Genomic DNA, 16,004 nt, shown 5'->3' with positions numbered 1-16,004 from the left:
GCGCAGCTCCTTGCGCTGGATACAGTCAAAGAAGCGGTCGTGACAACGGTCAAAGATGCGAGCGATCAAGACGCCCTTGCGGCTTATGTCATCACAGATGGAGGAACAGGGGATTTAAAAGATAGCTTAAAACGAACGTTACCAGACTATATGGTGCCTTCATGGATCATAAAGCTAGATCAATTTCCAATGACGGCAAATGGCAAAGTCGATCTAAAGGCATTGCCGGCTCCAGATATGGAAGCAAACCAAACGGCATACGAAGCACCAAGAGACGAAGTCGAAACGTTGCTTTGTGAGATTTGGGCAGATGTGCTTGGTGTTAGCCAAGTCGGCATTCACGATCATTTCTTCTTCCTTGGTGGAGATTCAATTAAAGGTATCCAAATGGCAAGCAGACTTACGCAAGCGGGCTGGAAGCTCGATATGAAGCTGCTTTTCCAATATCCAACGATTGCGGAGCTTCGCCCATATATTGAAGAAGCAGATCAAATGACAGCTGACCAATCACCTGTCGAAGGGGAAGTCATGTTGTCTCCAATTCAGCGCTGGTTCTTTGAACGAGCATTCAGCGACCAGCACCATTGGAATCTCTCGATGATGCTTCATGCGCCAAATGGGTTTGACCTTTCCATTACAGAACAAGTCATGCAAAAACTACTTTCACACCATGATGCATTGCGTATGGTATACAGGCAGGAGCATGGCGGCATTCTGCAATACAATCAGCGGGAGCTTACGGAGCCGTTTGCGATTATTTCTCATGATGTCTCTAAAGAGTCTGATGTGAAAAAAGCCATTTCCACATATGCCAATGAGTATCAGCGTCAACTGAACCTCGAAACAGGTCCATTGATGAAAGTGATTTGTTTCCGTGCAGAGGATGGCGATCACCTACTCATCGTGACACACCATCTTGTCATTGACGGTGTCTCATGCCGAATTTTACTAGAGGACTTTATGTCACTTTATCAGCAGGCAGCTCAGGGACAAACGCTCGTACTGCCGCCAAAAACCCACTCCTTTAAAGAATGGGCAGAGGCAATGGAACGTTATGCGCAGTCACAGCCATTGAAAAGCGAGCAGAAGTATTGGGCAGAGATTGAAAGCATGCCATTAAACGTTTTACCTGTTGATCATGAAGTGACGAAAAGAAAAATTGCCCAAACCAAATCGGTTCAAATACAGCTGACAGAAACAGAAACTGAGCATCTTTTGACCGATATTCATCTACCGTACACAACAGAAATGAACGATATACTTCTATGTGCTCTTGGACTTGCCATGCAGGAATGGACAGACGAATCCCATATACATGTGCAGCTTGAAGGTCATGGAAGAGAGGACATTTTATCAGGACTAGATGTCTCCCGCACGGTTGGCTGGTTTACGAGTATGTATCCAGTTGTTCTTGAAGCGAAGCTGGATCAGACCATAGCTGATGCCATTAAAGGGACGAAAGAGATGCTGCGGCGTGTGCCGAATAAAGGAATTGGCTACGGGATTTTAAAATACATGACAGCGGCTGAAACATCAGGACAGCATGTACATCCTGAAATCAGCTTGAACTATCTTGGACAAATTGATCAGGAAGTGACGACAGAACTCTTTGGGCCATCTGCCTATGATATGGGACGACAAGCAAGCCCTGATTCGGAAGCTGTCTATAAGCTGAACCTCAGTGGACTTGTTCAACACAATCGATTCATATTGTCATGTTCCTATTGTACAAGTGAGTATGAAGAACAGACGATACAGCAGTTCATGACATTGTTGAAGGAAAAAATCCAATCCATCATCACACATTGTTTAGCGCAGCAGGAACGGGAATTTACGCCAAGTGACTTCTCTGCGGCTGACCTTGAAATGGATGAAATGGACGATATTTTTGACATGCTTGAGGAGAAATTGACCTAACAACACAAGATCAGTCATAAAAACGGGAAGGGAGGATGAAATAGATGAGTCAATTTAAAAAGGATCAAGTTCAAGACATGTATTATTTGTCACCGATGCAAGAAGGAATGCTGTTTCATACCCTCCATCATCAAGAAAAGGGCTTTTATGTAGAGCAAATGGATATGAATGTAAAGGGCACACTGCGTTATGACTTACTTGAGAAAAGTATGAATGTCATCGTGGAGCGGTACGATATTTTTCGTACCGTGTTTCTCCACGAAAAAGTGAAGCGCCCAGTCCAAGTTGTACTGAAGAAACGTCCTTTTACACTTGATGTTGTGGACATGCAGGATCTTAGTGAAGGTGAGCAGCTTGTACGTATTGAGACCTTTAAACAACAGGATCAGCTGAGAGGATTTGACCTCTCGAAGGATGCTCTCATGCGGGCAACTGTTTTCCAAACAGGTCCTGCTAGTTATCGCTGGATATGGAGCTATCACCATATCCTTCTTGATGGCTGGTGCTTTGGACTTGTGGTGCAGGAGTTATTTGCAATTTACCATGCACTTTTGCATGATGTCTCTTACAAACTGGAACCGGTCAAACCATATAAAGAATATATAAAGTGGCTGGAAAAACAAGATAAACAAGCATCACTTCAATATTGGCAGCAATCACTAGCAGGGTTTGATGGACAATCGACCTTTAAAGAACAGCGAAAACAAACGAATGAACATGAATTAGGCGAAATTGAATGGTCCATGAGCAAAGAAGAAACGGCCGCTTTATCAGAGTTAGCGCTGCAGCAAAATGCGACGCTAAGCAGTGCGCTTCAATCAGTTTGGTCGGTTCTGCTGAGCAGGTATCAGCGGTCAAATGATGTGCTGTTTGGAACAGTTGTGTCAGGACGTCCGGCAGACTTGGCTGGCGTTGACAGGATGGTTGGATTGTTCATCAATGTCATCCCAAGAAGAATTCAGCTGACAGATCACATGACATTCCGTTCGCTCCTGTCAGAAACACAGCAGCAGTCTCTTGCGGCTGAGCCGCATCAATATATTCCGATTTATGATATTCAGGCAAAAACAGGTCAGCAGCAGCTCATTGATCATATTGTCGTGTTTGAAAATGTCCCGTCCGCAAAAAAGGATGAGCAAGAGGCACGATTAGGGTTTACCGTGGAGGACATGAATGTCTATGAAAAATCGAACTATGATCTCAATTTGCTGGCATCACCCGGAGAACAACTGCAGTTGAAGCTCGCCTTTAACAAAAAAGCGTTTGATCCTCAATTTGTTCACAGGTTAAAGGATCAGCTGAGCTTATTGATGAAAGAGGCGGTCAAGCATCCCGATCAAGCGGTTCATACACTCACACTCGTCACGAAACAGGAAAAACAGCTGATTCTTGAGGAATGGAATGCATCCGAGCTTGAGCATGACCAGCTTTATTTATCTAAATGGTTTGAGCATAATGTCCGCAAACAGCCGAATGCAGTGGCATTATCAGCGGGAGAGCACACAATGACATATGCCGAGCTGAATGAACAAGCCAATCGATTGGCAAGGCATTTGCAAAAAAATGGGGCCGCACATCAAACGGTTATCGCTATTTTAGCAGATCGAACGCCTGAACTCATTGTCAGTTTGCTTGCTGTCTTAAAAGCAGGCGCAATCTATGTGCCAATTGATCCCGATTATCCAGAAAGCCGCATTCAATATATGCTCAAAGACAGCGGAGCGACGCACCTTCTGACTCACTCATCCTTTATTGGTCAGACGAATAAACTGGTGTTTGATGGCACGTATTTGTTTGCAGATGATCAGGAAATTTCACTGATGACCTCAGAAAATCTGCCACTTGAAGCAGGCTTACATGATACGGCTTATATCATGTATACATCAGGTACAACGGGTCAGCCAAAAGGCATCATGACGACCCATTCCAATATTGCCCGAGTGGTCAAAAATACGAACTACTTAACCATTTCTGAAATGGATACACTGCTGTCGCTATCCAACAGCGTATTCGATGGCTTTACCTTTGATGTCTATGGTGCGCTTTTAAACGGGGCGAAGCTTGTCCTGCCGAAAAAGGAAACCATTTTAGACATGCACGAGCTGACGGAGTTGATTAAAAGAGAAAGCATTTCAGTCATGTTTGTTCCAACTGCTTTATTTCATCTTCTCGTTGATGAAGAAACCGATTGGATGCGCAGTGTTCGGAAAGTGCTGTTCGGAGGGGAGCGGGCATCTGTACAGCATGTGAGAAAAGCCTTTGATGTCATGGGGAAAGGCCGGCTAATCAATGTCTATGGCCCAACCGAATCAACGGTTTTCGCCACCTATTATCCTGTAGATGAGGCCATACCGATAGAGGCACATTCTATTCCAATCGGAAAGCCGCTCAACCAAACGGGTGCTTATATATTGAGCCAGTATGGACAGCTTCAGCCGATTGGAATGGTCGGAGAACTTTGTCTCAGCGGCAAAGGACTTGCGAAGGGGTATGTAAATCGTCCAGATCTGACAAAAGAAGCCTTTATCGCACATCCATTCATTCCAGGTGAAAGACTGTATCGGACGGGAGACTTGGCTTATTTCCGGGCAGATGGTCTGATTGAGTATGCAGGCAGGGTAGACGATCAAGTGAAAATTCGCGGTCATCGAATTGAGCTGACAGAAATTGAAGCCCACCTTCTCATGCATCCAGGCGTCAAGCAAGCTGCCCTGATAGCTGATCAGCATGGCTCGCAGCATACAAGGCTGCTCGCCTATATGACATGTGACGAGGAATGGAAGGACAAACTTGATGTGATCAAGTCAGAGCTGAAGGAGAAACTCCCAGCTTACATGCAGCCTCATGAACTGATCAGACTTGAGAAAATGCCGCTTACGCCAAATGGAAAGGTTGATAAACGTCAGCTGCCAAAGCCAGAAGCGCTTCAAGGAAACCGCCATGTGAAGCTTCCGGCAAATGAGGTAGAACAAAGGCTGCTTGTCATGTGGCGTGAAGTGCTTGAACGAGAGGATATCAGCATAGATGACCATTTCTTTGAGATTGGTGGACATTCATTAAAAGCGATGTCACTTTTGTCGAAAGTGTCTAAGGAATTTGATGTCCATGTACCCATTCATTTGTTGTTCGAGACGCCAACGATTGAAGCGATCAGCCGATATATTCAGCAGCAGGATCAGAAAGCTAAAACTGGCTATCTTGTATTCAATGAATCTCAATCTGCAACGGTCTTTGCGCTGCCGCCATTACCGGGCTATGGCTTTATCTATCAGGAAGCCGCAAAAACGCTCGATGATGTTCGTTTAATCGCCTTTGACTTTATTGAAGCGGATCACCGCATGACGCAATACGTTCAGCATATCCAGCATCTTCAGTCTGAAGGGCCACTGACTTTGATGGGCTACTCTGGCGGGTGCTACCTTGCCTTTGAGCTCGTTCAAGCTCTTGAACGAGCAGGGCGGACGGTTGAAAAGGTGATCATGATCGATTCCTATAAGAAAATTGCAGAAAGTGATTTAGAAGGGCGATCCATCGATGACGATATAGCAGCCATTGTCCATCAGTCGAAGCAAAGTGAACTTGCCCAAGCAAAGTCTATCCAACAAGAACTTGCTCTAAAAACGCGGGCCTATTATGAAACATTTGTTATGGGGGTGAATGAAGGAGAGATTCAAGCAGATATTGATTTTATCCAATCTGAAGAGCAAATTGCGCTGCCAGACTGGATGGAAAATTGGGAACATGCAACGACCGGTGCTTATCGCCAATATCTAGGCTATGGTCAACACGCTGACATGTTCAAAAATAAAGAATGTGCAGCCAAAAATGCACAGCTGATCAAAAAGATCGTCCATCAAAAAAAGAGAGAAGCAGTCTTGTAAACTTTAGATCAGGCAGGGGGGCATTAGCAGCTCTGCCTGACCAAAAAAGGAAAGGAACTCATATGAAACCATCAATCATCAACCAATCGAATGTACATGAATCAATGGATATGATTTTACAAGATGTACAGAGAACCATTTCACAAACCAACGAAATCGAACGCTTCGCTGTTTTTTCTCGTGAAAAAACCATTCGACCGCGGCCATATCACCTCTCTCATTTATTTCTCGACTATCACATGGAGCAGGAGGCCGCAGCTGAATGGATACAGACGCAAACGGCTTCTCCTGCTTTAGCAGACATGCCGCCCGCCCTTTCCTATGGAGGGGAGCTAGATGTAAGATCAGGGGCTCAAACCTTGCAGGAGGCCTTAACAGCAGCTGCAAAAACGACAAATGGGCTGACCTATATCGTTAATAGCGAAAATGAACTCACACAATCCTACACGCAGTTAAAGGAGGACGCCGAGCGAGTTCTAACAGGTTTAAGGGCATTAGGACTTGAACCGGGTGACCCTGTTTTCTTTCAATTTTCATCCAATCATGCGATGGTCACAGCCTTCTGGGCATGCGTTTTAGGCGGATTTGTTCCAACCCTTGTGTCCGCTGCTCCGACTTATCGGGAAATGAATGCCTCTGTGAAGAAGCTTCATCATGCTTGGAATCTCCTGGAGCATCCGCTGATTTTAACAGATGATTCGCTGATTGATGAGGTGCAAGGTCTGGCTTTATTGTGGCATACAGACAAGTTATGTGTCGCATCCGTTGAGCCAATGCTTTCTTTAGAAAGAGATATAGAAGCTCACCCAGCCGCACCTGATGATTCAGTCTTTTTTATCTTAACGTCTGGAAGTACAGGCATGCCCAAGTGCGTTGAGCATTCTCATAGAAGTGTGCTGGCGAATGTCAAAGGAACAGTGGCCGCCAATCAATTTACACAAGAGGATGTGTCATTAGACTGGATGCCTTTAGATCATATTGGCGGCATTGTGATGTTTCACCTTGTCAATGTGTATACGGGCTGTGAGCAGATTCGGGCAAGAACAGATGATTTTATCGCTCAGCCGCTGCGCTGGCTTGACTGGATGGACCGCTACCGTGCAACGAAGACATGGGCACCTAACTTTGCCTTTGCGATGATCAATGATTATGAGAAAGACATTACGTCAGGATCTTGGGATCTTTCTGCTATGGCCTGTATGATCAATGGGGCAGAAGCGGTTGTACCGAAGACAATTCACCGATTTTTACATCTGCTGGCTCCGCACGGCTTAAAGGGAGATGTCATCAGGCCGGCATTCGGCATGTCTGAAATCTCATCAGCTGTTGTCTTCTCTTTTGCCATTGAGCGGGGAGATGAAAACAGCGGGGTTCTGACCTTTGAGGAAACATCGCTGACAGAGCAGCTACGACCAGCGGAGGCACGTGAGGCAGGAACTGTCAGCTTTACAGAGCTGGGAAGGCCGATTCCCGGTATCACAATTCGCATCGTCAACCATCAGCAGGAGCTTCTTCCCGAAGATCATATTGGCAGCGTGCAAATCAAAGGGCCGACGACAATGAAGGGCTATTACAAGAATGAAGAAGCGAATCAAGAAGTCTTTCAAACTGATGGCTGGTTTCACACGGGGGACTTAGGTTTCCTGCACGAAGGAAGGCTGACATTAACCGGTAGAGAAAAAGACATGATCATCATCAACGGGAAAAATTATCACAACTATGAAATTGAAGCCATTGCAGAGGAAGTACCAGGCGTTGAAACAAGCTTTGTGGCGGCTTGCTCCGTTCGAATGAAAGCATCAGCATCCGATGAGCTGATTCTCTTTTTTACACCGAAGCTGTATGAGCCGTCTTATATCATGAGGGCAAGTCAACACATCAAATCCCATATTGCAACAAAAATGGGGCTATATGCATCTCGTGTGATCCCTGTCCAGAAGCATGCCTTTCCGAAAACAAGCTCTGGAAAAATAGAAAGAGCGCAGCTCAAGAAGCGATGGCAGGAAGGCGAATTCGATGAAATCATCAAGGAGCTGGATATCAGACTTGAAAATGAACATACCTTGCCTGATTGGAATTATCAAAAGAAGTGGATACCTGCTCCGCTTCATGAGGCTGAAAAACGAACAGCAGGGGACATTGTGGTCTTTGCAGACACATTAGGGCTGGCAGATCAATTGAGATCCCTTTCGGCCGATGAACAAACATATATTACGGTTGAACCGGGTCAAGCATTTACACAACTCACACATACCCACTTCATCATCCACCCGAATCGGCCGTCTGATTACGAACAACTCTTTGAGACGCTCCGTTCGTATGGCGTTTCGGTGAAACAAATCATTCACCTTTGGAACTACACAGCTCAAGAAGACACACTTCATGCAGCGATGGCGAAAGAAGCGCAGAGAACTGGCAGCATGAGTGCATTATATGTAACAAAAGCGATCGCCGCCTATGAGGAACCTGTAGAGATCACCTTTGTCTCCGCTCATGCGATGAATGTGTTAGAAGATCAAACGCATCATGTGGAAAAAGCAACGACAGCAGGATTGATGACAGCTGTTCAGCATGAATGGCCGTTTATCAAGGTGCGGTGTCTTGATTTTTCTCTAACAGAATCGGATGCTGCCCATTATCATGCATTATCGATTATGACAGAGCTCACACATGACACGAGCCAACATATCGCCGCTTATCGCGAAGGTGTTCGTTATATTCCTTTCTTATCACCGCTTCATCTAGAAAAAGAACAAAGGATGAAGAAACCGCCATTTGAATCATCCGAACTTTACGTGATGACAGGCGGGCTGGGCGGGATTGGCCGGATGCTGAGTGAACACCTGCTGTCGTCCTATCAAACGCATCTTGTACTGCTTGGAAGAAAGGCGCGCGAGACTTTATCTGCGGAGCAGCAAGACGTATTGAATTCACTTGAGAAACAAGCGGAAAAGCACGGCGGCACAGTTCTTTATGAAGCAGTTGACATCACTGACGCAAAAGCCATTGAAGCCCTTATTTCAAAACAAGAGGTGTCTTTAGGCAAAAGGCTGCATGGCGTCATTCATTTCGCTGGCATGATCCAAGAAGAGCTGCTTCGTGACATGACGTCTGTATCTTTACACGCTATGTACGAGGCGAAGGTATATGGCACGATTGCGCTTCATGAAGCAGCATCTAAACGGCAGAACGTCTTGTTCCTTTCCAGCTCATCAGCTCGAACATTAAAGGGCGGGATGACCGTTGGCGCTTATTGCGCAGCCAATGAGTTCGTTGAACAATTTGCCCATTATCAGAGGCTGACGTCTACAGTGAAGCCGTATTGCTTTAGCTTTAGCATGTGGGATGAGATCGGAATGAGTGAAGGCTCAATGATCAAAGGCATGTTAAAAGAAAGAGGCTATCTCCCGATTCCAAAGCGGGCGGGCATCCAAACAATACTGGCATGCTTGATGACAGATGCGTCCCTCATTTATATGGGATTGGATCGGTCGAAGCAGGAAATTCAAGCAATGCTACATGCAGAGATTCAAGCAGAGCAGGCCGTGTATGTCTTTTTCAAAACCGATCAAACAAAGGCTATTGAAGAAAGGCTGTATCAGTCCATTTATACGTGTTTACAGTCTCGACTCTCTGGTGAATATACCTTGCATTTATATCCTGAGGAATACTGGCAAGAAACAGAGGATGGGATGCCAGACGAAACGTATTTCAATGAATTAATAGAAGAAAGTGGACATGATTCAGAAGACAGAGTGCCACAAACAGAGACGGAGAAACTTTTGGCACACATTTGGTCCGAGCTGCTTGAAGTCTCAAATATCAGCTGTGGTGATCATTTCTTTCTACTTGGAGGTCATTCACTTAAGGCAACGCAAATGCTATCTGCTGTAAGAAAAAGAACGGGATTTGACGTGCCGCTCGCTGTTTTATTTGAACATACGAGGCTTGGAGAGTTAGCAGACTGGATTGATTCACATGCCAAAGCCGATGAAGCGATTCCGATGCGGAAAATAGAAAAGGGTCATGCGATTCCGATGTCCTATGCCCAGCAAAGACAGTGGTTTCTCTATCAATTACAGCCTGACCTGCCATTTTACAATAATACGATTTCCTTTCGGATGAATGGACCTTTAGATGTGAAGGTGCTTCAGCACAGCCTGCAGCAAATGGTGCAAAGGCATGAATCACTCAGAACATCCTTTGCGATGAGCGGTGATGAACCGGTACAGATCATACATGAACATATGACCCTTCCAGAGTTTGAAGTGGTCGATGTATCAGATCTGACATCACAGGAAGAAAAAGAACAACAAGCGGCTGAATGGGCGAAAAGAGAAGCGGGCACACCTTTCCACTTAGAACATGATGCGCTCTTTCGTGTGAAGCTGATCCGGCTGTCAGAAACAGATCATTTGCTGCTGATGTCCATTCACCATATCGTGTCAGATGGCTGGTCGATAGGCATTGCCGCAAGAGAGCTGTCCGAGTGGTATACAGCGATGATCGAAGGACGGGAGCCTGACCTTCCGCCGCTGCCGATTCAATATGCGGATTACGCACTATGGCAGAAGGAGTATTTGACTGGAGAAACCCTGGATAAACAGCTTTCCTATTGGAAGAAGCAATTTGCGGTACCAGTGGAAGAGTTGATTTTGCCGTATGACTACACGCGGCCGGCCGTTCAATCCTACAGGGGGAAAACGAAAAAATATCGCTTGTCGAAGCAGCTATCAGAGCAGCTGGCTGCACTTTCTAAGACAACAGACAGCACCCTTTATATGACTTTACTTTCTGCCTTTTCTACCTTGCTGCATCGGTTGTCTTCACAGGATGAGTTTGTGATTGGATCTGTCATTGCTGGGAGAAATCGGACAGAGATGGAGCAGCTGATCGGATTTTTCGTAAATACGCTGGCACTTCGGATTGATCATAGCGGGAATCCGGCTTTCACTGAGTTATTAGAGCGAGTAAAGGAAACCACAATGGGCGCCTATGCGCATCAGGATGTGCCGTTTGAGATGGTCGTAGATGAGCTGAATATTGTACGTGAGGCTGGCAAGCAGCCGCTGTTTCAGGTCATGTTCGTTCTGCAAAACCTACCGCTTGAAGCCTCTCCAATGGGGAAAGCGACATCCGTTTTAGCCATTGAAGATAATGATACGGCCAAATTTGATCTGTCGCTGTTTGTGTTTGAAGGAGCGGAAGGTCTTCAATTAAAACTTGAGTATGATACGGACTTATTTTCTGACGATACGATGGATCGGTTCCTTCGTTACTATGAGCATCTGCTTGCTTGTATTTGTGAAAATCCAACGCAGCCGATTAGACAAATGAATTACCTGCCAGAGAAAGAGAAGCAGCAACTGCTCTATGAATGGAGCGGCAAAACAGCTCAACCAGCAGGCCCGCTTCTGATCACAGACCGATTTGAAGCGCAGGTGAAAAAGACCCCTCATGCCATCGCCCTCGAATCTAAGGGTAAGCAGTGGACATATTTAGAGTTACACGAGAAAGCTCACCGGCTTGCCGCTTATTTGCAGCAACGAGGAGTGAAGCCGCATGAACCAGTAGGACTTCTGATCGACAGGTCGCCTGAAATGATTTTTGGGGTGCTGGCGATTGTGAAAGCAGGGGGCGCATATGTGCCGATTGATCCTGAATATCCAGATGCCCGCATTGATTATATGCTGAAGGATACAGGCATTAAGCTGTTACTAACAAAAAATGAATGGCTGAAAAAGGTGTCTATTAATCAAACAGAGCTCATATGTCTTGATCAGGGTTATGAGGAATTTTTATCAGAAGCAGAACTGCTACCTGTTTCCTTAAAACCTGAAGGACTCGCTTATATCAATTACACATCAGGATCAACCGGACAGCCAAAAGGGGTTTTAATCCCGCATCAAGCAGTCATCCGGCTTGTGTGCGAAACAGATTATGTCACCCTTAACGAACAGACACGTGTTTTACAAATGGCGAGCTTCTCTTTTGATGCCTTTACGTATGAAATATGGGGAGCCCTGCTCAACGGAGGAAGGCTGATACTGACCGATCGGAATACAATTTTATCAATGGATACGCTGGCTGACACGCTGACATCTCACAAAATTACAACAGGATTTTTGACGGTGCCGCTGTTTAACCGGTTAACTGAGGAACATCCAGAAGCTTTATCTGGGTTCGATGCCTTATTGGTCGGTGGTGATGCTTTGTCAGCTGCTCATATCCGTAAAGCACTGCCGTATTTACCTGAAGGTCTTTTAAACGGCTATGGGCCAACTGAGAATACGACGTTCTCTTGTGTGCATCACATTCGCGCATTGGACGAAGGTCAGGCCACAGTTCCAATCGGTCAGCCAATTGCATATTCACAAGCCTATGTATTAGACGACCAGCTGCAGCCGGTTCCGCAGGGTGTCATTGGAGAGATCTATGTAGGCGGAACAGGGCTTGCGCTCGGTTACCTAGGAGATGAAGAAAAAACTTCGCAAGCATTTATCCCGCATCCTTTCCAAGAAGGGGCGCGTTTATATAAAACAGGCGATATGGGCCGCTGGCTGTCAAACGGCATCATCGACTGCCTTGGACGAATCGATCATCAAGTGAAAATTCGCGGACATCGCGTCGAATGTGGAGAAATTGAAGCCGCTCTGCTGAGCTTTGAAGACATCATAGAATGTGCGGTTATTCCGCATCAGCACGAGAGTGGTCATAAGCGATTGATCGGTTATTTTGTTCAAAAAGGTGCATGGACCCAGCAACATATTCGCCGCACTTTGAAAGACATGCTGCCAGATTATATGGTGCCAAGCCTGCTAATAGAGCTGGAGGAACTCCCGCTTACAGCAAACGGCAAGGTAGACCAAAAACGCCTCCCGCCGCCAGAGTGGAGACAGGAGGAAGTGGACAAACCAGCAGAAAGCGCACTTAGTGAGGAAGAACGTGTGCTGGAAAAGGTCTGGACTCAGCTGCTCGGTACTCCTTCGATTGGCGTACATGATAACTACTTTGAGCTTGGCGGAGATTCGATTATTGTCATACAAATGGTGGCACGCTTAGTACAGGAAGGCTACGTCATTCAGCCGAGAGATGTATTTGAAAAACAGACGATTTCACAGCTGGCACTCGCAATGAAAAAGGCAGATGTTGCTGTGACCTATGATCAGTCACCTGTGACAGGAGATGTGCGTCTGCTCCCAATCCAATCTTGGTTCTTTGAGCAATCGATGACAAACCAAGATCATTGGAATCTATCAGCGCATATAGAATTCAAGCAATCCGTACCGCTCGAGCAGCTGACGCAGGTTCTCTCAAAGATTGTCGATCATCACGATATGCTGAGAGCGATTTATACAAAAGCAGCAGATGGTTCGTGGATTCAAACCATTCGTGAGCCTGGTATCATCCCTTGTGTCACATTCTTTGATTTGACGGGTGTTTCTCAGGAGGAAGCGCTGGAACAAATCCGTTTGGAGACGGGTGCTTGTCAAGGAACGTTGTCATTAGAGCGAGGAGAAGTGATCAAAGCCATTCTTTTTCAGACAAGTGATCATACGTCTGAACTCTTTATGGCTACTCACCATCTTGTGATGGATGGAGTCTCATGGCGCATCATACAGGAAGATCTATTAAATGGCCTAAAGCAGCTTGCAGCAGGGCAGGAGATAGCACTTGCAAAGAAAACGGCTTCCTATCCGCAGTGGGCAGAAGCTCTTTATGAATATGCACAAACAGATCAATTACAAGAGCAGGTATCTTATTGGCAACAGATCATTGATCAAGAGGAAGAGGGTTCTCCTTTTCAAACACCTGCGCTTTTTAATATAGAAGAACATGCAGAGATCCTGTCTATTCAATTGACGAAGGATCAAACAGACATTTTACTAAGACAGGCATCACAAGCGTACCGGACAGAGGTAAACGATTTACTCTTATCAGGACTTGCGCAGGCCGTTGGAAAGCCAATACTCATTACGTTAGAAGGGCACGGACGCGAGGATGTATTTGAACAGATGGATTTGTCACGGACAATCGGATGGTTTACGAGCTCTTATCCTATTTTTATTCCTTTTATACAAACCGATGTTGAGAGACAAATCAAAGATGTCAAAGAAACCTTAAGAGCTGTACCGCAAAAGGGACTCGGCTATGGCTTGCTTCAATATATGACAGAATCTCGTTTGCTCAAAAAGGCAGCGCCGCAGATAAGCTTTAATTACCTTGGACAGTTAGATCAAATAGATGGTGAGGCACACCTTTATATAGCAGATGAACGAAATGGGCATGTACATGACCCAAAAGCAGAAAGACAGCATTTGATTGATGTGTACGGATATGTGGTGAGCGGCCAGCTCCAGATGAATTTTATGATCAATCGTGAATTGCTTCAGCATGAAGAGGTGCGCCAGTTACCTCAACGTTTTAAAGAAAAAATGAACGATATTTTAACGCATTGTGTAGAGACAAAAGGCGGCTTTACGCCATCTGATTTTCCAATGGTGCAGCTCACGCAAAAACAAATTGATGAGCTTCCAGACAATGTAGTGGATGTGTATCCACTATCTCCAATGCAGCAAGGAATGCTGTTTCATGCACTGTTAGATCAAGCGTCACAGGCTTATTTTGGTCAGGTGCATATGACGCTCGAAGGTTTAACTGACGGCAAAGCCTATGAACAAGCTTGGAATCTGCTTGTAGAGCGCCATTCGATTTTGCGGACAAGATTCGCTTGGGAAGGGCTAAAAGAGCCTGTACAACTGATTCAATCAGAAGGAAGCATTCACCTCACTCAGCACGATGTGCGCCACCTGAGTGAAACGGATCAGAAGGAAACCATCCAGCATTATTTGCAATCAGATCGTTTAACGGATTTCAATTTAGAAGATACGGAGAAACCACTGATTCGTATTGCATTATTCTACCGTGATGAAAACACATGCACGTTTGTTTTTAGCTTTCATCATATTTTAATAGATGGCTGGAGCTTGTTCAGTTTTATCGAAGAGTCCTTCTCATTGTATCGATCTCTTGTGGACGAACGGGAGATAAACCTATCTGCTGTACGTCCGTATAAAGATTTTATCGAGTGGCTGCAAAAGCAGGATCAAGAAAAGGCACAAGCATTCTGGAAACGTTATATGTCAGGAGTAGAGGAGACCACACCGCTACCAGGAGACGGCGGACACGCTTCGGACGAAGAAGCTGGTATCGATCAGTTCAGTATCAAATTAACGCCTAAGATGCAGCAGAAGCTGGAAGAGATAACAGCCACAGAGAAGGTAACGATGAGCACTTTGATTCAGACAGCATGGGGGCTGCTGTTGCACCTTCATTCAGGATCAGAGGATGTCGTGTTTGGTGTGACAGTATCTGGACGGCCGGCAGACTTAAGAGAGGTTGAAAGCATGACAGGCCTTTTTATTAACACATTGCCGCTCCGTTTGCCAATCACGCCAGAGTGGACCATTTCTCAGCTGCTGGCACAGACGCAGGAAACGGTTTTTCACATGCGGGAATTCGAATATACCGTGCTGCCAGATATTCAGCAGCTGACCCGTATCCCAAATGGAGATTCATTGTTTAACAGCATTGTCGTGTTTGAAAACTATCCGATTGAATCTATCGAGCCGTACGGTGTACGCATTGTAGACATTTCAAGCCATGAAGAAACGAACTATGACCTGACCCTTGTGGCTGTTCCAGGAGATACGCTGGAGCTTCGGGTCACATATCGCATCAATCAATATACAGAAAAACAAATACAATCGCTGATGCAGCAGCTGATCCACACACTTGAAGCCATGACAGAACAAGTAGAGACACCACTCTCTTCTTTCACGATTGTGACGAAGGAAGAAAAAGAGCGGATGATTACCGATTGGGCGAGAAACGCACAAGTAAGCGTACTGTACCTAGATCAAGAAGAGGTTTACTCAGGTGTGCATGATCCTTCCTTTGAGACGGAAATATACGTCCTAAGCGAAGAGCATCAGCTCATGCCGGTAGGATTTCCTGGGGATATTTTTATCGGTACAAAGGATATCAAAGCACTTTGCGGGGAGCTTGCCGATTGGATGGAGACGCATAAAATTCCGCATCCATTCAAACATCAAACTGGCGAATACCTCTATCCGACAGGGGATGTCGGCGTTTGGAATGAAAAAAACAAGATTCAGATTTTGGATTGGATGTAGGAGGAGAAGA

At 45.6% G+C, this 16,004-nt stretch carries 3 protein-coding genes; all 3 read left to right on the top strand.

Annotation, left to right across the window (positions count from 1 at the left end; all coding sequences use genetic code 11):
- Nucleotides 1-1,917, top strand: a 1,917-nt coding sequence (locus tag AKG37_RS16445; RefSeq protein WP_237697820.1) for a condensation domain-containing protein, incomplete at its 5' end; no start/stop codon positions are given.
- A gap of 44 nt (nt 1,918-1,961) precedes the next feature.
- On the top strand, nt 1,962-5,798 hold the full coding sequence (locus AKG37_RS16440; protein WP_060699794.1) for a non-ribosomal peptide synthetase: 3,837 nt from the start codon (nt 1,962-1,964) through the stop codon (nt 5,796-5,798).
- A gap of 62 nt (nt 5,799-5,860) precedes the next feature.
- The gene (locus tag AKG37_RS16435; protein WP_060699793.1) at nt 5,861-15,994 is read left to right on the top strand and encodes a non-ribosomal peptide synthetase; all 10,134 of its coding nucleotides are present in this window, start codon (nt 5,861-5,863) and stop codon (nt 15,992-15,994) included.
- The last annotated feature ends 10 nt before the right edge of the window (nt 15,995-16,004 follow it).

Origin of the sequence: Bacillus australimaris, from assembly GCF_001307105.1 — a bacterium.
GTDB classification, from domain to species: domain Bacteria; phylum Bacillota; class Bacilli; order Bacillales; family Bacillaceae; genus Bacillus; species Bacillus australimaris.
The sequence above is the reverse complement of the archived record's forward strand: the minus strand, read 5'-3'. Positions and strand labels throughout refer to the sequence as shown.

Excerpts from the sequence above, each read along its gene's own strand:
- AKG37_RS16440 (WP_060699794.1), top strand. The coding sequence starts at position 1,962 with ATGAGTCAATTTAAAAAGGATCAAGTTCAAGACATGTATTATTTGTCA.
- AKG37_RS16435 (WP_060699793.1), top strand. The coding sequence starts at position 5,861 with ATGAAACCATCAATCATCAACCAATCGAATGTACATGAATCAATGGAT.